Source organism: Streptomyces sp. NPDC025651 (genome assembly GCF_055558735.1).
Genome location: NZ_JBVHLZ010000002.1, coordinates 854515 through 873742 on the forward strand (window position 1 = coordinate 854515; position 19228 = coordinate 873742).

A 19228-nucleotide genomic window follows, 5' to 3' on the forward strand; every position below is an offset into this window, starting at 1 on the left:
CGCGGGGGTCAGTCCTCCTTGGGGCGGGTCCGGTTCCGGGGCTGGTCCTGGGGCCGGTTCTCGGCCTGGGCCCGGTTCGGGTGCTGCGTGGTGGCTTCCGGCTTCTGGTCCGTGTCGGCGGGAGCCGTGCGTACGGCTTCTGCGCGCAGGAGGGCGTGCAGGGCCGCGTAGGGGTCCATGGGCATGGGGGTGTCGTCCTTCGTCTGCGGTTTCTGCCGGGGGAGGAGAAGGCCCGGTTCCCTGAGGGGGGCCGGGCGTTCCTGTCAGCAGCGCAGGACCACCGAGCGGGGGGTCGGGACGTGGGGGTGGAGACGAGCGGGGGCCAGGCCCTTCGGGGTGCCGGGAGTCCGCGGAGGGCCGACCGCGGTGTGCGGGCGCCGTGTGGGGACGCGGGTGGCGTGGCGGGTCGGCAGGCGCAGGGCGGTGTCGGTGACGTCCTGCTGGAGCTCGCTGCCGGTCTCCGTGGAGAGGGCGGCCTGCGGGGGCGGGGTCGCGGGGCCCGCCGGGGCCGTGAGGGTGAGGGTGGCGGCGACCAGGACGAGGAGGGTGAGCAGCGCCCTGGGCCACGTGGTGCGGCGGTGGGGTGCGGGCGGGACGCTCATGCATGGCATGTCCCCCGGGCGGACCCCGAAGCCGATCGGTCCCCGCCCAGATCCGCCCTCATGGGCTAGGGCACGGCCTCGCTCCGTCCTACTTCGACGACGCCTTCGCCGCGGCCTTCAACGCCTGTTTGTGGGCGCGGACCTTCTGGAGGGACTCCGGGCCCGTGATGTCCGCGACCGAGCGGTAGGCCTTGGGGGCGCCGTAGTCGCCCGCGGCCTCGCGCCAGCCCTTGGGGTGGACGCCCAGTTGTTTGCCCAGGAGGGCCAGGAAGATCTGGGCCTTCTGCTTGCCGAAGCCGGGGAGGTCGTTCAGGCGCCTGAGGAGTTCGTCGCCGGTGGCGGCGTCCTGCCACAGGGCCGTGGGCTCGCCGTCGTAGTGGTCCACCAGGTACTGGCAGAGCTGCTGGATCCGCTTGGCCATCGAGCCGGGGTAGCGGTGCACCGCCGGCTTCGTGGAGAGGAGCGCGGCGAAGGCCTCGGGGTCGTACGCCGCGATCTCGTGGGCGTCGAGGTCGTCCGCCTCCAGCCGCGTGGCGATGGTGTACGGGCCCGCGAACGCCCACTCCATGGGGACCTGCTGGTCCAGGAGCATGCCGATCAGTGCGGCCAGCGGACTGCGGCCGAGGAGCTCGTCGGCCTCCGGCTGCTGGGCGAGGTGCAGGGTGACGTCCATGGGTCGATGATCCCTCGCGGGACCGTCCGGCGCAGTGCAGGAGGGTGGGGGCGGGCGGAAATCCGGGTGCGGGGATCTCGGAGGGCCCGTTAGCCTCGGCTTCATGTCTACGCCCCGCATTTCCTAGCCAGGACACACGCCTTCACGCCACCCGTGTGTCCATTCGCTATTGCGGAGCGTCATCCCATGATCACCGTACGAGGTGTCGACGTGCGCGTCGGCGCCCGCCTCCTGCTGTCCCGCGCCTCCTTCCACGTCGCCCCCGGCGACCGCGTCGGCCTGGTCGGCCGCAACGGCGCCGGCAAGACCACCCTCATGAAGATCCTCGCCGGGCGGACGGCGCCCGCCGAAGGGACCGTCACCCACACCGGTTCCGTCGGGTACCTCGCCCAGGACCCCGGCGCCGCCGACCCCGCCGCCACCGTCACCGACCGCATCCTGTCCGCCCGCGGCCTCGACGAGGCGGTCGCGGCGCTGCGTACCGCGGAGACCGCCATGGCACAGGCCGCGGGACCGGCCGCGCAGGAGCGGGCCATGGCCGCCTACGCCCGCGCGGACGACCGGTTCCAGGCGCGCGGCGGGTACGCCGCCGAGGCCGAGGCGGCGCGCGTCGCCGCCGGGCTCGGGCTGCCCGAGCGGGTGCTGCGGCAGGCCGTCGGCGAGCTGTCGGGCGGTCAGCGGCGCCGCGTCGAGCTCGCCCGGATCCTGTTCTCGCGCCACGACACCCTGCTGCTCGACGAGCCGACCAACCACCTCGACGCCGACTCGGTGGGGTGGCTGCGCGGCTACCTGGCCGGATACCCGGGCGGCGTCGTGGTCATCAGCCATGACACCGGGCTGCTCGCCGGCATCGTGAACCGGGTCTTCCACCTCGACCCGGCGCGCGCCGCCATCGACGTGCACAACACCGGCTGGCACACCTACCTCGCCCAGCGTGCCGCGGACGAGCGGCGGCGCGCCCGCGAGCGCGCCAACGCCGAGCGGAAGGCGGCCTCGCTGCGCGCCCAGGCCGACAAGATGCGCTCCCACGTCTCCACCGCCACCGCCGCGAAGAACATGGACCGGCGTGCCGAGCGGCTGCTGTCCGCCGCGGAGCCGGTGCGGCGCGGCGAGAAGGTCGCGCGGATCCGGCTGCCCGAGCCCGCGCCGTGCGGCCGGATGCCGCTCGGCGCCATCAGCCTCACCAAGGCGTACGGGTCCCATCGCGTCCTCACGGGCGTCGACCTGGCCGTCGACCGGGGCAGCCGGCTCGTCGTCCTCGGGCTGAACGGGGCCGGGAAGACGACGCTGCTGCGGATCCTCGCCGGGCGCGAGGTGCCGGACGAGGGGCGGGTCGTCGCGGGGCCTGGGCTGCGGCTCGGGTACTTCGCGCAGGAGCACGAGACGCTGGACGGCGCGCGGACCGTCCGGGAGAACCTCGCCGCCGCCGCGCCGCGGCTGGCCGACGGCGAGGTGCGGGGCGTCCTCGGGGCGTTCCTGTTCCGCGGGGACGACGCGGACAAGCCCGTCTCGGTCCTCTCCGGGGGGCGAGAAGACGCGCCTCGCGCTGGCCGGGCTCGTGCACTCCGGCGCGAACGTCCTGCTCCTGGACGAGCCCACCAACAACCTCGACCCGGCGTCCAGGGACGAGGTGCTGGCCGCCGTGGGGACGTATCCCGGGGCCGTCGTGATGGTCACGCACGACGAGGGCGCGATCGACGCGCTGCGGCCCGACCGGGTGCTGGTGCTTCCCGACGGGGTCGAGGACCTGTGGGGTCCGGAGTACCGGGGGCTAGTCGAACTCGCGTGAGCCCGGCTCCGGCTCCGGCTCCGGTCCGACTCCGGCCTCGGCCCCGGTCCCGGCCTCGGCTCCGGCCTGACTCCGGCCTCGGCTCCGGCTCCGGTCCCGGCTCCGGCCCCGAGGGTTCACCAGGACTCGGTGCGGTGCATCGGTCGCGTCGGCGGGTTCACCTCGCTCCCGCTCCCCGCGCGCAGCCTCAGCGCGAGGAGCGGGAAGACCAGGACCGACACCATGCCCGCGCCGACCAGCGCCGCCGCCTCGCCCGCGGTCAGTGCCTCCTCGTCGAGGCCGATCGTCGTGATCGCCACGACCAGCGGCAGCGCCGTCGAGTTGTAGAGCATCAGCGCCGTGCGGTCCCGGCGGCCCAGGTCGCGCGGGGCGAGCGCGTAGACGGGCAGGCCGCGTACGACGAGGAACAGGAGGAGGAAGGCGGGGAGCAGGATCAGCGCGCGGCCGCCGTGCAGCAGGGCGTTCAGGTCGAAGTCGATGCCGGTGACGATGAAGAACACCGGGACCAGGAAGCCGAAGCCCATCGCCTCGATCTTGCCGAGGACGAGTTCGCTGCTCTCGGGGGCCGCGCCCTGCAGCACGAGCCGGGTGAGCAGGCCCGCCGCGAACGCGCCGAGCAGCGTGTCGAGCCCGAAGGCGTACGACAGGCCGAGCATCGCGGCCAGGAGCAGCATCACGAAGCGGACCGCGAACTGGGCGCTGCTGTGCAGGGTCCTGGCGATGACGTTGGCGAACCACGGCGGACGCGGGCGCAGCGCCCAGAACACCGCGCCCGCCGTGACCGCGGCGAAGGCGGCGAGCAGCGCCGTGGACCTGCCCGGGGCGCTGCCGCCGAGCAGCAGCGTCATCGCGATGATCGGGCCGAACTCGCCCACCGCGCCGAACGCCATCATCACCGTGCCGAAGCGGCCCTTCAGGTCCCCGGAGTCGCGCAGGATCGGCAGGACCGTGCCGAGCGCGGTGCTGGTGAGCGCCGTGCCGATGACGAAGCTCTTGGTGACCGCGCCGCCGTTCAGGGCGAAGGCGATGCCGAGGCCGAGGGCCAGGGCCGCGAGCCAGGCCCACACCGAACGGCGCAGGGTGTCGCCGCGGACCGTCGCGAACTCGATCTCGTACCCGGCGAGAAAGATCAGCATCGAGAGGCCCAGGTTGGAGAGGGCGTTGACGGTCTCGCTGTGGTGGGCGACCCCGAGGACGTCGGGGCCGATCACGATGCCGAGGACGATCTCGAAGATGACCAGGGGGACCGGGATCCAGCGGCCGATCCCGTAGGCCAGGAGCGGGGCGAGGACCGCGACGGCCATGATCAGAATGAGGGTCCCCGACTGCGACATACGGAGTTATTTAGCATAAAGTCGGGCGAAGTCGGACCAGGTCGGGCTGTTGGAGGGCCCGGCGCGGTCCGGAGCGGTCCACAACGGTCTGGAAGGGGGTCCTGTGAGCCTTGGTCAGGATCCGGTCGACGGCGGTGGCGTGCCGGGCACGAAACCCGGGCTCACGAAACCCGGGCTGTGGAAGCGGTGCCTGTGGGGCGGGCTCGGTCTGTGGCTGCTGACCGCCCTCATCACGTACGCCACGAGGAACACCAACCTCCTGCCCACGCTGATCCTGCTGGGCAGCTTCCTGGTCCCCGGCGTCTTCGTCCTGTGGGCCTACGAGCGGCACGGCCGCGACCTCGGTCTCGGCGTGCTGCTCAACTGCTTCGTCGTGGGCGGTGTGCTGGGCGTGCTCGGCGCGTCCGTCATGGAGTACTACCTGCTGCACCCCTCGGTGTGGATCTTCGTGGGGGTCGGGCTCATCGAGGAGGCCGTGAAGCTCGCCGCGCTCGTGATCGTGCTGCGGCGGTTCCGGCAGGTGCGGGGGGTTCGGGCCGGGCTCGTGCTCGGGGCGGCGGTGGGGTTCGGGTTCGCCGCGTTCGAGAGTTCCGGGTACGCGTTCAACGCCGTGGTCAGCATGCGGGGGCTCGATCTGCGGTCCCTGCTGGAGACCGAGATCCTGCGGGGGCTGCTCGCTCCCTTCGGGCACGGGCTGTGGACCGCGATCGCCGGCGGCGTGCTGCTCAAGTACCGGGAGCCGGACGGGCGGTTCCGGTTCCCGGGGGCTTTCGTCGTCACGTATCTCGGCGTCTCGTCGCTGCACGCCCTGTGGGACTCGATGCACGGGATCGCCGTCTGGCTCGTCGCCGAGATCACCACCACCGGGCTCGACCGGGAGCTCTTCGCGCAGGGGTACATCCCCGATCCCACCGCCCAGCAGAAACACCTGTTCACCGTCTTCTCCGTGGGCGGGCTTGTGCTCGTCTCGCTCGTCGGAGTCGCCTGGCTGCTGTCGCTCGCCCGGTCGGGTGCGCGGGGCGGCCGCCTCTCCGCACCCCGTCCCTCGCTCCCGCACGCAGAAGCCCACCATCCCGGCTCGCCGGAGGCATAGGGTGGCGACGCATGGTGCACACGCTCCCCGCGCTGGGCGACACCGCCCGGCGCCTCGCCACCCGCTGCGAACCCCGCGTCAACGAACTCGCGCGCCGCATGACGCGCGACGCCTTCGCCCGCCTCCGCGGCTACGCGGAGCTCCCCGCGGACGTGAAGGACGTCGAGATCGCCGCCACCGCCCGGCACGGCCTGCGGCTCTTCCTCGACCGCGTGGCCGCCCCCGCGCCCGTCGAGGCCCCCGGCGACTACGAGTACTTTCGCGAGCGCGCCGCCCAGCGGGCGGACGAGGGCATGCCCCTGCACCTGCTGCTCAGCACGCACTGCCTGGGCACCCAGGTGCTGTGGCGCGCCCTGCGCGACGCCGCCCTGCCCGGCGAGGAGGCCGCGCTCGCCGAGCTCAGCGACTACCTGTTCGCCGCGCAGGAACGCATCGTGGCCGCCGTCACCGAGACCTACCTCGACGAGCAGGCAGCCATCGTGGCCGAGCGCCGCGAGGAGCGCAGGTCGCTGGCCAAGGCCCTGCTGGAAGGGGCCCCGACGGGGGACGCGGAGCGGGAGGCGCTTGCGCCCTTCCGAGAAGGGGCCCTGGTCCTGTTCCTGCGGCTGCCCGCCGCCGGCCGCAGTGGCCGCCCCGTCGCCGTGCGGCGCCTCGTGCGACGGCTGCAGGCCACGCTCGACCGCGTCTTCGGCGCCGGCGTGCTGACCCGTCTCGACGGTGCGGGCGGCCACGCCATCGTGCCCGGCCGCGGCGGCGCCTCCGAGCGCGTGCTCGGTGACGTACGCGGTGACGTACGCGATGACGTACGCGACGGCGTACTCGATGAACTGACCGAACTGCTGCGGGAGTTCTGCGGGCCCGAGCTCCGCCTCGCCGTCGCGGCCGCCGGGTCCGTCCAGGAGATACCGGAGGCCGCCCGCACCACCGAAGAAGTCGTACGCGTCGCCCGTGCCTGCGGCAGGCCCGCCGGGCCGCACCGACTCGACGACGTACTGCTCGAATACCACCTGTCACGGCCGAGCGCGGGCAGCGAGCGGATCGCCGGGCTGCTCGAACCCGTCGCCGAACGGCCCGAGTTGACCGAGACCCTGCGCGCCTATCTGGCCCTGCGGCAGGACCGCAGGGCCACCGCGCGCCGCCTCAGCCTGCATCCGAACACCGTCGACAACCGGCTCGCCCGCGTCTCGTCCCTGACCGGGCTCGACCTCACCTCGTCGCACGGCACGGCCCTCGCCCTCGCCGCGCTGCTCCTGCGCGAGATCAAGGAGCCGACGGCTTCGCCTGCGCCGCCGCGCACTCGTCCGGCGTGAGCAGGCTCTGCCGCGCCGTCCGTACCGTCCGCGCCGTCCGTACCGTCCGCGCCGTCCGTACCGCGCCGCGCCGTCCGTACCGCGCCGCACCGCCCGCACCGCCTGCGCCGTCCGTACCGCGCCGCGCTGTCCGTACCGCGCCGCGCTGTCCGTACCGCGCCGCGCTGTCCGTACCGCGCCGCGCTGTCCGCGCCGCGCCGCGCCGACCGCACCACCCGTGCCGCGCCGCCGCCCGCGCCGTACGTGGTGCCGCCGACCAACAGGCCGCGCGGCAGCGGAGCGCCGCCCCGCACCTCGCACTCGCCTGCTCGGCGGGCGAGTTGATCGGTAAACCCTTTCCCGGTCGTACGGCTGTGCTTCCATGCTCCGATGAGACGAGACCGTGCCGCCGACGCGGCCGAAGGCCACCCCGTCCTGCGCATACGGGAGCCGGCCGGCGAGCGCGACCTGGAGGCGTGCGTCGGTGTGCTCGCCCAGGTCCACCGCACCGACGGTTACCCCGTGAACTGGCCTGCCCGGCCCGCCGAATGGCTGGCCGGGCAGGCCCCGCTCGGCACCTGGGTGGCCGAGCTCGACGGCCGGGTCGTCGGCCACGTCAGGCTGTCCCGGGGCGGGCCCGGGGACGTGGCGCCGGGTCTGTGGAGCGAGCGCGCGGGCGTCGGCGCGGACACGACCGCCGTGGTCAGCCGTCTCTTCGTCATGCCGGACGCCCGCGGCCACGGCATCGGCGCGCTGCTCCTGGGCCGCGTGACGCGGGAGGCGCGGGCGCTCGGGCTGCACCCGGTCCTGGACGTCGAGTCCTCCGGCACCTCGGCCACCGCGCTCTACGAACGCCTCGGGTGGCAACTCCTGTCCGTCGTCGAGCGGGAGTGGCAGCCCGGCCAACGGGTCACCCTGCGCTGCTACGCGGCCCCCGACGCCGACGATGCCGTACGCGATGCCTCCGCCGCCTCGCGCAGCGCCACCAGCAGCCCCCGCAGCGCCGGTTGAAAGGCGCCGGCTGAACCGGTGACCCGCCCCGCTCCGCGGCCTGGATCCGTCGGGGTCAGCCGAGCAGCGAACGCACCGCGGCGCGGTCGACGTTCGTCAGGGCGCGGACCAGCTTCGGGGTGAGCAGGACGAGTACGGCGCCGACGGCACCGACGGCCAGGACCTGCGCGGGCGAGGTGATGTAGTACTGGTGCCGCTCGCCGCCCGAGGTGAAGTCGTAGAGGCGGTAGCCCGGCCAGCCCACGTAACGGTGGAAGACCCAGGAGTACGTGGGGAAGAGCGCGACCACCCAGCCGGTGACGAGGAACGTCACCGAGAGCGTGAAGCTCAGCACCCGCCAGGGGAACATCACCAGCTGGAAGAGCAGCGCCTTCCAGCCCGCGGCGTCCGCGAGCCGGGCCCTGGCCCCGGCCCACCACCCTTCGCCCCTGGGCGCTTCGAACGCCTCGGGGCCCGCGACGTCGAGCCCGAGCCCCGTGCGGGCCCGACGCCGCTCGGCGGCCCCGAGGCCGCGCGCCGCCGCGAGCGCCGCGGCGAGGACGGGCAGCCCGAGCGCGGTGACGAGCAGACCCGCGCCGAGCGCCAGCGCGGTCACGGCGAAGGCGAACCCGGCGACGGCGACGGGCAGCGACGTCAGTACGTGGCCGATCTCCCGGAAGGTGACGGCGCTGAAGGGCGCCCGCCAGAAGCCGGGCCGCCGCGAGGGAGCGGCGGTACGCAGGGGAGCGCCGGTACGCAGGGGAGCGGCCGTCGAAGCGGCGTACGGGAGGGTGTCGGTGCTCATGGCGGGCCTCGGATCCTTCGCGGTGGGAGGGAGTGGGGAGGGGGGAACGACGTGCCGTGCTGACGTCCTCCACACTCGCGAATCCGCGGGCCCCGCGGCATACGGTGATGTGGTGTCTTGGGGGTGGTGCTAGGCCCCCTGTCGCCCTGCGGCCCGCCGGTGCAGATGGTCGCTGCCGGTGAACGGCGGCCGGGCGGGCCGTACTTCGACGAACGCGTACCCCGCCTTCTCGGCGACGCGGCACGACGCGGGGTTGCCCACCTGGTGGAGCAGGTCCAAGTGCCGCAGGCCCTCGGCCCCGTACGCCCCGAAGGCCCAGTCGGTGAGGGTCCGCAGCGCCCGCGGTGCCACGCCGCGGCCGCGGGCGCGCGGGGCGGTCCAGTACCCGACCTCGGCGGTTTTGGAGGTGGGGACGGTGGTCCTGAGCGTGGCGTTGGCCAGGAGGCGTCCCTCGCCGCCCTCGCCGTCCTCCTCCAGGACGGCGAAGCAGAGGTACTCCCCGCTGTCCCAGCCCTGGCGGCGGATCTCCAGCCACCGCTCGGCGTCGCCGAGGTCACGCACCGGCGGTGTCGCCCCGTCGCGCGGGACGTCGCCGCGGTAGGCCTCGACGAGCGCGGGGGCGTCCTCGCCGCGCCACGGACGCAGCAGCAGGGCGGGCAGCGCGTCCGTGGCGGCGGCACGCAGGACGGGGCCGCTCACGCCACCTCCGTCCCGGTCCGCGCGCCTTGGGCGCGCAGCCATGCGACGACGTCCTCCGCGCCCGCCTCGACGGCGATGTCCAGCGGCGTCATGGCGTCATAGCCGATCCAGTCGAGCTCGGCGCCCCGCTCCAGCAGATACCGCGCGGTCGCCAACTGCCCGCCGTGGCAGGCGCCCCAGAAGGCGCTGGTGAGGTCCTCGGCGTCGGGACGGTCCGCCGGGTCACCCCCCTCCACGCGGGCCTCGACGCGGTCGAGGAGCCCCAGCGTCGCCGCGTCCTGCAGGGTCGTCCGCGCCCCGTGCTCCAGAAGCCGCCGCGCCGCACGCCACTGCCCGAACCCACGGGCGTCGGCCAGTGGGGTGCCGCCCCCGATGACGGCGCCGGTCGCCTCGATGTCCGCGCCGGCCGCGATCAGGGCGTCGAGCGCGGCCACGTCGTCGTTGCTCGCGGCCCAGTGCAGGGGAGTCTCGGCATGCGCCCCGACGAACCGGGCATCGGGGTCCGCGCCCGCCGCGGCCAGTACGCCGATGACCTCGGGCCCCGCGGGGAAGTGCCCCGGCCAGTCCGTGGCGATGTGCAGCAGACTGCGCGTCCCCGCGGCCTCGCCGTCCTGTCTGACGCCCGCGGAGGCGAGCGAGGGATGCGCGCCGAGCAGCTCGCGCAGGACGGGGACGTCACCGGCGCGGATCGCCTCGGTCACCGCGACGGCCAGCGGGTCCCGCGCTTCGAGAACTGCCATGCCCGACCTCCTGATCGACTGCTCCCGAGTCTGCCAGCGACCACTGACAACGCACGGCGGCGAGGGCCATCGCGACGGCCACGGCGATCAGGTGCTCGCGCCCGGCGAGGTTGGGCTCGGCGATCGAGCCCGCGACCGTCGGCACGACGGCGGCGAGAAAGAGGAGCGGCGCCCGTAGCCGCACGGCCGTGAAGGCGAAGAGCCCGACGATCGCCGCGGAGGCACCGGTGTCCACCGCGTGCGCGGCATCGGCGGGGAGCCCGGGGCCGCCGGGGCCGAGGGCGACCATCACGCGCGCCCCGAGGGTCCCGGCGAGCGTGACGGCGTACGCCACCACCAGCGCGCGCACGCGCCCGAAGAGCAGCTCGGCGAGCGCGAAGGAGAGGAACAGCCGGGGCAGCCCGCCCCACACGGCCAGATCCACCGCGGGCACGAACACGGAGACGGGCGTACGTATCAGGGACAGCCAGAGCGGCTGGTCGGCCCGCACCTCGCTGAGCACCCGCACGACATCGGCGCCGACGCCGGTCTGCTGGAACTCGTGCAGTCCGATCACGGCGACGGTGGCGAAGAGGGCGAGCGAGACCCCCAGAGGGCCGCGCTCCAGAAGCCGGCGGCAAGGCACGACCACGACGCCCCGCCACTCACGCAACAGAACATCGCGCAACAACACTGCCCCATCCCCTTCCCGGCCGCCCTGTCCGGGCGGAGAAGGCGGAGAACGTCGAAGGCCCCAACCGCGAACGGTTGGGGCCTTCGGCTGCCCTTGCGGGCGAGTGCGGAGGATACGAGATTCGAACTCGTGAAGGGCGGCCCCAACACGCTTTCAAGTCTTCGCCCGACCGTTCTTGAGGGTACGGGACTACCTTGACCTGCAGTGTGACTGGGATGGGTATGGCTTCTGGACGGTGCTGTACGACGGCGAATGCAACCAGAACTGCAACCACGGATCAGCGTGGTCTGTCTGGTCACCGCCCCACTCGACTACTGCTCGTTCGCTCAGGGTTCGCGCGGGAAGGCGGCTGACCACTTCGTGCAAGTGGAGGCAGTCGGCGAAGCGGAGCACCCCAGGCCCGTTCTGTGCCTTCATGCTGGCGGAACTGTTAGAGGTAGACGTGGGCGATGCCGTACCGGTCGTTGTAGTCGAGGAGCAGGTATCACCGATGTCGCCCCTGCCAGTGAGCACTGGGCTGCAGATGCGGGCCTGAGGAGGCAGCCTAACGGAAGTGCCTCACTCCATCCTCTCCGAGCCACTTGTCATTGGGGATGACTGCGTGCGAAATAACTTCTGGGTAGCGATCCGCCAGGTACTCCTGTTGAATTTCTTCGCCCGTCCTTCGATCGAGAACAGTTTTGATTCCACCCAACTTCATCTTCTTCAAGGTTCCGATGGACTCGCCAGAGACAAGAGCATTGAAGGCTTTGACCGCTTGTGCTGACTGCTGAACGCTGTCCCGACTGACCATACCGCGGTTCACGCTGAGCATGGTGTTTGTGTACATTGCTCGTGGGTCCCTGCCGACGAATTCTCGGCTCGCCTCGCCGATGCCGTCAAAAAACAAGTCTGCGGCGTGCTCCGGCCATACTTCTGTGATGATTTCGTAAGCGACGATCAGACCTGTTGCGCTGGAATGGCACTGCTTTCCTTTGCTCACCAGGCGGAGGATGTGTTCCTCGGGGACGGGCCACTGCGTCACGAGTTTCTGCAGCTCCTCGGCGGTGAGCCGGCCGTTGGTCCAGCGCGTCCAGGAGTGTCCCGCTTCCCGGTTGGCGAGAATTTTCAGTGCCGCCGCGTACACGTTGGCGTTGGCCTGCTTCATTTCCGTGATCTGCGCGACGAAGTCGCCAGCAGTGCGGACGCGGCCACCGTCGATGGCAGTGAATGTTTCAGGGCTGAGGTTGTACGTGACCTGTGCAGTTACGGTCGTATCGGTCTCGATGATTGCTGCGGCGCGGTGCTGTCCATCGATGAGGCAGCCATGCCAGTCGAGTGCGAATCCCTGATGTGTGGTGCGGAATTCCCCATTGCGAAGAATATTCTTAAACTTATCTACATTGCCGCGCTTCAAGGGGACTCGATTGCACGTCCTTTTGGTCATCCAGTCCGAGCATTTTTCGGGCGTCACCTCGATGATCTCGGTGTACACCGGCGGATTGTTCCCGCTTTGCTCGGCCATAGTGTCCTCTCCCTGCGATCATGTGATGGTCGTCTCGCTCCTCGTCGAAGGCTAGAGACTGCCTCGTCAGGCAGTGGGTGATGTTGCAATTCGATCAAATGTGATCAATAAGTGTCTGCAAGTACATTCTTTCTGACTGATTCTCCCTCTATGTGGGTGTGCTCGCCGGCCTCCACAACCATCGAGGCCTGTGCAGAGCCATGAGCAGTCACCCCCGCCCGTCCTGCCTACGGCCCTGCGATCAGACCGCGGGAGCCCGCGTGTCAGTCATCGGTGGATTTGCCCGGCGCCGGGCACAGTGACGCGGGCCCTCTACGTCTGGACGTAGCTGCTGCGGCGCGCGCCTTGTCGTCGATCCCCTGCTTCACTGAGGCGCTTTGAGTCGTGTGTTGAGGGCGTCGCAGCAGCCTGCCAAGATCACCCGGCAGCGGCTCGGTGATGCCTGGAACTCGACAGCGAGGTGATGGCCGAAGGGGAGGGCCATCAGTTCCAGCCCCGACCGTCCTTGAGGATTCTGACCTTCGGTAACAGCCGCTTTTGGGGACTTCTGAGCGATGTGCGGTGGTGAATGCAGCCAGAACTGCAACCACTGCTGACTACTTGCTGTGTTCCGGGCCGTACCACTGGAGGGATTGCCTGGTCGCTGTGGCGATGCACTCGAAGTCGCGATCGCGATGGAGCAGGGTGAGCTCCGCATCTCAGCGGTCGCAGCGACGCCCAAACCAACCGCTGCGGCACTTCAGTGTTCCCCCTGCTTGGCGAGGGCCTCTTGGACCTGTCATGTGCGGTCGTGGGCGCGGTTGTCGACGGACACCCAGCCGAGAGCAGCCGTATGCCCTCGAAGTCCTCTGCCCGGTCCGCGGCGGGGCGGGCGCTGCAGAAGAATTCGAGTTCCGTGATGAGGCAGTCTGCGATCGTCCCGGCCGCTGCAGCCGTGGGTCACGGCAAGCCATCGTCCGATCGGTAGTCGGGCAGCATGCGGATCTCGTCGCCCAGCTCGGGGGCGGAGATCTCGTGACCCCTGGCGAAGCTCTTGAACACTGCAGCCCCAGTACGTCGATCGACCGAGGAGGCGTAGCAGACCTCCATCTGCTTGCATTGATCGCATAGAAGGCTGGCGACGAAGGGCGCCAGGGTGAGTGGGCCCTCTGGACTCAGCACGTAGAACGTGTCGTTGGCGACAGGCTCAGCCCATGTGAAGGACTGGCACTCGAAGTCGGGGTGGTCGCCCGTTACACGCTGCATGACTACTTCGAAGGCTCGCGGTCTCGGCCGATAACTGCACGAAATAGTGAGAAGCCACCGAGCGCCGCTGAGGAAGTCGGCCTGTCCCAGGGCCCGTTCGAGCTGTGGTCTGAACTCGACCATGCGCAGAGCGGATTCCTGCGGGCTCCGGGGTTTGTCGCCGTGCGAGGCGCGGTTGCGTTCGTTCTGCAGGGCCCGGAGATCCGCGAGGACCCCTGGGGCCCCGTTGTCGCCCCGGAGGGCGTTTCGGAGGCCGGGGATTAGGTCGGGCTGGGTGTCGGCGATCGGCCCGAGGTGCTGGTCGAGCCAATTCGTCCAGGTCCCGAACGTAGTCCGCTTGAGAAACCCGTTTCGCAGCGCGGTAAGCGCCTGTCGCGCTTGATCTCGCTGGTCAGAGTCGCCTGGCACACGGCCATCAATCTGCCCCCTGAGCAGCGCTGCCCCGGTGACTGTGAGCGTGATGGCGAGAATCTCGGCAGCCTCGAGCAGTGCCTCGTACTGGTCCTTCGGGGCGTGTGCCTGTTGGAGCACTCGTACGGCGCGGGCGAGTGGGTGTGGCAACGATTCCTGGGCGGTCACGAGTGCCTGCGAGGAGCACGGAGGTTGACTGCTGTCTTCCCGACGCACGCTGCTGGTCGGCACAGCTGGCGATGGCTGGGGATTCGGCACGGGGGCACCCGGGCGTTGTGGGGCGTGCCTGGAGGGCGGCGCCGACCCGCCGGGACGAAGCAGCAGCTCGGTTGTTGGCCCAGCGGTTTGGGCCGGCACCCGTGGCACCGTGCCAGGCGACTCCTCCTGTCGTTGCCTCCGCCATCGGCGGAAGAGCAGCCGCAACCAAGCTGGGAATATGCCGAACAACGCGATGAACACGACGATGGCGAGAAGGGTGTCCAGCCATACCGGTAGAGCGCTCGGTTCTTTACCAGCCGGAATGGAGACAGCCGCCAGAAGCCCCCAGCCGATGGTCATCCACAACGCCCAGTCCCGGTGCACGGGGTCGTCGAACAGTCCGAGCACCGCGTTGCGCCGCTTCGGCCGGGTCACAGGCGGAGGCGATGACGGCACTCTGGCGTCACTGTCCATAGAGCCATGGTGCCTCGGGGCGTCGTCCGAAAACAGCGCCACGTAACAATCAGTTGATGCCTCAGAAGCCCTGGGTGACAGCGCGGTCCGAGGTGGTCCCTCGTTCGCGGTGCCATGGCCTGTTGCGGAGCAACGGCTGTGCGGCAGCGGGGGGCGACGCTTCACTGCCGTACAGACGGCCCGGCCGGGGCGGAGAACGCCGAAGGGCCCCACCGCGAACGGTGGGGCCCTTCGGCTGCCCTTGCGGGCGAGTGCGGAGGATACGAGATTCGAACTCGTGAGGGGTTGCCCCCAACACGCTTTCCAAGCGTGCGCCCTAGGCCACTAGGCGAATCCTCCGCCGCAAACAATACAAGACGTTGGGCAGTGCTCGCGAACACGATCCGTCCGAGGGCATCCCGAGGACACCCCGAGAGCTTCCCGAGGTCGGAAGGGTGCCTCCCGGCGTCGCTTCCGCGGCCGAGGATCCGCTAGGGTGGGCGTCAGCCCCTCACGTGGCGCTATCTGACTGAACTCCCCCAGGGCCGGAAGGCAGCAAGGGTAGGTCGGCTCTGGCGGGTGCGTGAGGGGCGCTTTGCGTTGGGGCGGTCCAGGTTGTCAGTGGTCCCCATTAACCTCGTATGCGTGTCGTCTCTCGCGCTGTACCGCCGCTATCGCCCGGAGTCGTTCGCCGAGGTCATCGGGCAGGAGCATGTAACCGACCCGTTGCAGCAGGCGCTGCGGAACAACCGGGTCAATCACGCATATCTGTTCAGCGGCCCGCGCGGCTGCGGCAAGACGACGAGCGCGCGCATCCTGGCCCGCTGTCTGAACTGTGAGCAAGGTCCCACTCCCACGCCCTGCGGCGAGTGCCAGTCCTGCCGGGACCTGGCGAGGAACGGGCCGGGCTCGATCGACGTCATCGAGATCGACGCCGCGTCGCACGGCGGTGTGGACGACGCCCGTGACCTGCGCGAGAAGGCCTTCTTCGGCCCCGCGTCGAGCCGGTACAAGATCTACATCATCGACGAGGCCCACATGGTCACCTCGGCGGGCTTCAACGCCCTCCTGAAGGTGGTCGAGGAGCCCCCGGAGCACCTCAAGTTCATCTTCGCGACGACCGAGCCCGAGAAGGTCATCGGCACGATCCGGTCGCGTACGCACCACTACCCCTTCCGCCTGGTGCCGCCCGGCACGCTCCGGGACTATCTCGCCGAGGTCTGCGGGCGCGAGTCCATGGCCGTCGAGGACGGGGTGTTCCCGCTGGTCGTGCGGGCCGGTGCCGGTTCCGTGCGTGACTCGATGTCCGTCATGGACCAGCTCCTCGCCGGCGCGGGCGACGCCGGTGTGACATACGCCATGGCGACCTCCCTCCTCGGGTACACGGACGGTTCGCTCCTCGACTCCGTGGTCGAGGCCTTCGCCTCCGGGGACGGCGCCGCGGCCTTCGAGGTCGTCGACCGCGTCATCGAGGGCGGCAACGACCCGCGGCGCTTCGTCGCCGACCTCCTGGAGCGGCTGCGGGACCTGGTGATCCTCGCGGCCGTGCCGGACGCCGCGGAGAAGGGGCTCATCGACGCCCCCGCCGATGTCGTCGAGCGGATGCAGGCGCAGGCCGGTGTCTTCGGAGGCGCCGAGCTGAGCCGCGCCGCCGACCTCGTCAACGAAGGCCTGACGGAGATGCGCGGCGCCACCTCGCCGCGGCTCCAGCTGGAACTGATCTGCGCGCGCGTGCTGCTCCCCGCCGCGTACGACGACGAGCGCTCGGTCATGGCCCGCCTCGACCGCCTGGAGCGCGGCGGGAACTTCATGCCCGGCGGCCAGGGCCCCGCCATGGGGTACGTCCCCGGGCCCGACGCCCACGCGGGCGTGCAGCAGCCCGGCGTCGCCATGCCCGCGGGCGGCCCGCCGCCCGTGCCGCAGGGTCCGCCGGTTCCGCCCGGGGGAGGACCTGCCGCCGCACGCGCGGCCGTGCGAGGCGGGACGCAGCAGGGCGGGGCCCCGGAAGCGGCGGCTCCAGCGGCTCCGGCTGCCCAGCCCGCTCCTGCGGCCCCGGCTGCCCCTGCCGCTCCCGCGGCCCCTGCCTCGCCTGCCGCCGCCCCGCCCGCCGCTGCCGCCGAGCGGCGGCCCGGTGGCTGGCCGACGGCTTCGGCACCGGGGAGCGGCCCGGCTCCCGCTGCCGCGCCCGCGCCGACCGCTCCGGAGGCGGCGCAGCGCCCGGGCGGCTGGCCCACGGCGGCGTCCGCGGGAAGCGGCGCTCCGGCTCCGGCCCCGCAGCAGCCCCAGTCCCAGTCCCAGCCCCAGCCCCAGGCCTCGGCTCCGGCTCCGCAGGCCCCCGCCCCGATGGCCGCCGCGGCGCCTGCCGCGGGCGGGCTCGACCCGCGCAGCCTGTGGCCGAACATCCTTGAGGCGGTGAAGAACCGCCGCCGCTTCACCTGGATCCTGCTCAGCCAGAACGCCCAGGTGGCGGGCTTCGACGGGACGACCCTCCAGATCGGCTTCGTCAACGCGGGAGCGCGGGACAACTTCGCGAGCAGCGGCAGCGAGGACGTGCTGCGGCAGGCGCTGTCCGAGCAGTTCGGCGTGCAGTGGAAGGTCGAGGCGATCGTCGACCCGTCGGGCGGCTCCGCGCCCCCGCCGGCCGCGGGCAACTTCGGCGGCGGCGCCCCGGCGGCCCCGCGCCCCGCGGCACCCCCGCAGCAGCAGCAGCAGCCGTCGCCGCCGGTGTCGGCCCCCGCCCCCCAGGCCCCGCCCCCGCCGGCCCCGGAACCCACCCCGGCACCCCAGTCCGCCCCCGCCCCGGAACACGTGGCCCCCGAGGACGACATCCCCGAGGACGACGACCCGGACCTGGTCGAATCGGCCCTCTCCGGCCACGACCTGATCATGCGGGAACTGGGCGCGACGGTGGTCGACGAGTACCCGAACGAATAGCCGGGGAGGGGCAGTCACCGGGTAGCCCGGGGCGGGCACCGGGTCCTTGCGCGGCAACCGCCCCACTGACCCACCGCGGAGCGGCGGCTCAGGTCGGATACGGCCCGAACCCGCCGAACCGCGAACCCGCCGAACCCGCGCACCCGCGAACCCGAGCCCCCAGCCACGGCCAGGCCTGCCCCCGGGGCCCGCCGAACTGGAGGAACGTACAACCGTCGAAGCCCCCGGACCTGGCGGCCCGTACAAAGCCACCCCGCCCCGCGGGCTAGGCTGGCCACCGTGAAGGTCCTCGTCATCGGCAGTGGTGCCCGCGAACACGCCCTGTGCCGCTCTCTGTCCCTCGACCCCGACGTCTCCGCGCTGCACTGCGCCCCCGGCAACGCCGGCATCGCAGAGGTGGCCGAGCTGCACCCGGTCGACGCCCTCGACGGCGCCGCCGTGGCCGCCCTGGCGACCGGGCTCGGCGCCGGGCTCGTCGTGGTGGGCCCGGAGGCCCCCCTCGTCGCGGGCGTCGCCGACGCCGTGCGCGCCGCGGGCATCCCCTGCTTCGGCCCCTCCGAGGAGGCCGCGCGGCTGGAGGGCTCCAAGGCCTTCGCCAAGGACGTGATGGCGGGCGCGAGCGTGCCCACGGCACGGTCGTACGTGTGCACCACCCCCGAGGAGATCGACGAGGCCCTCGACGCCTTCGGCGCGCCGTACGTCGTCAAGGACGACGGGCTCGCCGCGGGCAAGGGCGTCGTCGTCACCGAGGACGTCGAGGCGGCCAGGGCGCACGCCCGCGCCTGCGACCGCGTCGTCATCGAGGAGTTCCTCGACGGCCCCGAGGTCTCCCTCTTCGCGATCACCGACGGCGAGACCGTCGTCCCGCTCCAGCCCGCCCAGGACTTCAAGCGCGCGCTGGACGGGGACGAGGGACCGAACACCGGCGGCATGGGCGCGTACTCGCCCCTCCCGTGGGCCGACCCGAAGCTGGTCGACGAGGTCATGCAGAGCGTGCTGCAGCCGACCGTGGACGAGCTGCGCCGCCGCGGCACCCCGTTCTCCGGGCTGCTGTACGCGGGCCTCGCGATCACGAGCCGCGGCGTACGCGTCATCGAGTTCAACGCCCGCTTCGGCGACCCCGAGACCCAGGTCGTCCTCGCCCGCCTGAAGACCCCGCTCGCCGGCATCCTGCTGGCGTCGGCGAACGGCACCCTCGCCGACCTGCCCCCGCTGCGCTGGAGCGACGACGCCGCGGTGACCGTGGTCGTCGCCTCGCACAACTACCCCGGCACGCCCCGCACGGGCGACCCCATCGAGGGGCTCGACGAGGTCGCGGCGCAGGATGCCCCGGACGCGTACGTCCTGCACGCCGGGACGAAGCGCGACGGCGACGCCGTCGTCAGCGCGGGTGGCCGTGTGCTGTCCGTGACGGCCACCGGCGCGGGCCTCGCCGAGGCCCGCGAGCGCGCGTACGCCGCGCTGTCCCGCATCCGCCTCGACGGCTCCCAGCACCGCACGGACATTGCCGCGAAGGCGGCCGCGGAGGCGGCTTCGTAGCCGTGCTCCCCGTGGTTCCGACGGCGTGAACCGTCCGGTTCACGCACAGAACGCGTAACTTTCAGCCAACTTCAGGCCCCGGATCTGACACTGGATCCGGGGCCTTTTCGGCAGCCACCTTTAGCCAAAGCCATTCCATCGAGTGACCGATGGCCCATCCGGCTGACGACGACGGGCACCCCAACTAGGGTGCGGCGCAAGCGTTCAGGGCGCCCAGAGCCAAACAGACCACCGGCATTGCGATGTCGGTGGCGGGT

General features: G+C 71.8%; 15 protein-coding genes, 1 tRNA gene, 1 other RNA gene and 2 pseudogenes. 7 read left to right on the top strand and 12 right to left on the bottom strand.

What is annotated here, in order from left to right:
- Positions 1-8: 8 nt before the first annotated feature.
- The 3 genes from ACZ4D5_RS11915 to ACZ4D5_RS11925 all read right to left on the bottom strand — a co-directional run bounded on the left by ACZ4D5_RS11915 (position 9) and on the right by ACZ4D5_RS11925 (position 1275).
- On the bottom strand, positions 9-185 hold the full coding sequence (locus tag ACZ4D5_RS11915) for a hypothetical protein (RefSeq protein ID WP_467772178.1): 177 nt from the start codon (positions 183-185) through the stop codon (positions 9-11).
- A gap of 78 nt (positions 186-263) precedes the next feature.
- Positions 264-602, bottom strand: a complete 339-nt coding sequence (locus tag ACZ4D5_RS11920; RefSeq protein ID WP_467772179.1) for a hypothetical protein — start codon at positions 600-602, stop codon at positions 264-266.
- Positions 603-690: 88 nt separating this feature from the next.
- Positions 691-1275, bottom strand: a complete 585-nt coding sequence (locus ACZ4D5_RS11925; protein ID WP_467772180.1) for an HhH-GPD-type base excision DNA repair protein — start codon at positions 1273-1275, stop codon at positions 691-693.
- 186 nt (positions 1276-1461) lie between these two features.
- Here ACZ4D5_RS11925 and ACZ4D5_RS11930 point away from each other — a divergent pair.
- A pseudogene (locus ACZ4D5_RS11930) lies at positions 1462-3064 on the top strand (ABC-F family ATP-binding cassette domain-containing protein).
- Positions 3065-3180: 116 nt separating this feature from the next.
- Here the strand turns inward: ACZ4D5_RS11930 and ACZ4D5_RS11935 are convergent.
- Positions 3181-4398, bottom strand: coding sequence for a cation:proton antiporter (locus ACZ4D5_RS11935; RefSeq protein ID WP_467772181.1), 1218 nt, complete (start codon positions 4396-4398; stop codon positions 3181-3183).
- A 139-nt stretch (positions 4399-4537) separates the two neighbouring features.
- On the opposite strand from ACZ4D5_RS11935, the gene ACZ4D5_RS11940 reads away from it, so the two are divergent.
- From ACZ4D5_RS11940 to ACZ4D5_RS11950, 3 genes are all read left to right on the top strand, one after another.
- On the top strand, positions 4538-5491 hold the full coding sequence (locus tag ACZ4D5_RS11940; RefSeq protein WP_467772279.1) for a PrsW family intramembrane metalloprotease: 954 nt from the start codon (positions 4538-4540) through the stop codon (positions 5489-5491).
- A gap of 11 nt (positions 5492-5502) precedes the next feature.
- The gene (locus ACZ4D5_RS11945; RefSeq protein ID WP_467772182.1) at positions 5503-6801 is read left to right on the top strand and encodes a PucR family transcriptional regulator; all 1299 of its coding nucleotides are present in this window, start codon (positions 5503-5505) and stop codon (positions 6799-6801) included.
- A gap of 369 nt (positions 6802-7170) precedes the next feature.
- Positions 7171-7791: a GNAT family N-acetyltransferase gene (locus tag ACZ4D5_RS11950; RefSeq protein WP_467772183.1), complete on the top strand. Its 621-nt coding sequence runs from the start codon at positions 7171-7173 to the stop codon at positions 7789-7791.
- A 55-nt stretch (positions 7792-7846) separates the two neighbouring features.
- Here the strand turns inward: ACZ4D5_RS11950 and ACZ4D5_RS11955 are convergent, their stop codons facing one another.
- From ACZ4D5_RS11955 to ACZ4D5_RS11990, 8 genes and pseudogenes are all read right to left on the bottom strand, one after another.
- Positions 7847-8575: a sensor domain-containing protein gene (locus ACZ4D5_RS11955; RefSeq protein ID WP_467772184.1), complete on the bottom strand. Its 729-nt coding sequence runs from the start codon at positions 8573-8575 to the stop codon at positions 7847-7849.
- Between the two features lie 129 nt (positions 8576-8704).
- The gene (locus ACZ4D5_RS11960) at positions 8705-9274 is read right to left on the bottom strand and encodes a GNAT family N-acetyltransferase (RefSeq protein ID WP_467772185.1); all 570 of its coding nucleotides are present in this window, start codon (positions 9272-9274) and stop codon (positions 8705-8707) included.
- Positions 9271-10014 carry an ankyrin repeat domain-containing protein gene (locus tag ACZ4D5_RS11965; protein ID WP_467772186.1) on the bottom strand — a complete coding sequence of 248 codons (744 nt, stop codon included), beginning with the start codon at positions 10012-10014 and terminating at the stop codon, positions 9271-9273. Before ACZ4D5_RS11965 ends, ACZ4D5_RS11960 begins: the two co-directional genes overlap by 4 nt.
- Positions 9950-10681: a hypothetical protein gene (locus tag ACZ4D5_RS11970; RefSeq protein ID WP_467772187.1), complete on the bottom strand. Its 732-nt coding sequence runs from the start codon at positions 10679-10681 to the stop codon at positions 9950-9952. The genes ACZ4D5_RS11965 and ACZ4D5_RS11970 overlap by 65 nt, the downstream gene beginning before the upstream one ends.
- Before the next feature lie 550 nt (positions 10682-11231).
- Positions 11232-12191 carry a hypothetical protein gene (locus ACZ4D5_RS11975; protein ID WP_467772188.1) on the bottom strand — a complete coding sequence of 320 codons (960 nt, stop codon included), beginning with the start codon at positions 12189-12191 and terminating at the stop codon, positions 11232-11234.
- 596 nt (positions 12192-12787) lie between these two features.
- Positions 12788-13124, bottom strand: a pseudogene (locus ACZ4D5_RS11980) (PIN domain-containing protein); the annotation flags it as partial.
- 6 nt (positions 13125-13130) lie between these two features.
- Positions 13131-14480, bottom strand: a complete 1350-nt coding sequence (locus ACZ4D5_RS11985) for a hypothetical protein (RefSeq protein ID WP_467772189.1) — start codon at positions 14478-14480, stop codon at positions 13131-13133.
- A 293-nt stretch (positions 14481-14773) separates the two neighbouring features.
- Positions 14774-14858: transfer RNA gene (locus ACZ4D5_RS11990), tRNA-Ser, on the bottom strand.
- A 142-nt stretch (positions 14859-15000) separates the two neighbouring features.
- On the opposite strand from ACZ4D5_RS11990, the gene ffs reads away from it, so the two are divergent.
- The 3 genes from ffs (at position 15001) to purD (ending at position 18971) form a co-directional block, all read left to right on the top strand.
- Positions 15001-15099, top strand: an RNA gene (gene ffs, locus ACZ4D5_RS11995) — signal recognition particle sRNA small type.
- A gap of 44 nt (positions 15100-15143) precedes the next feature.
- Positions 15144-17432 carry a DNA polymerase III subunit gamma and tau gene (locus tag ACZ4D5_RS12000; RefSeq protein ID WP_467772190.1) on the top strand — a complete coding sequence of 763 codons (2289 nt, stop codon included), beginning with the start codon at positions 15144-15146 and terminating at the stop codon, positions 17430-17432.
- A gap of 279 nt (positions 17433-17711) precedes the next feature.
- Complete coding sequence (gene purD / locus ACZ4D5_RS12005; RefSeq protein ID WP_467772191.1) at positions 17712-18971, top strand: phosphoribosylamine--glycine ligase; 1260 nt, start codon at positions 17712-17714, stop codon at positions 18969-18971.
- Positions 18972-19228 lie beyond the last annotated feature (257 nt).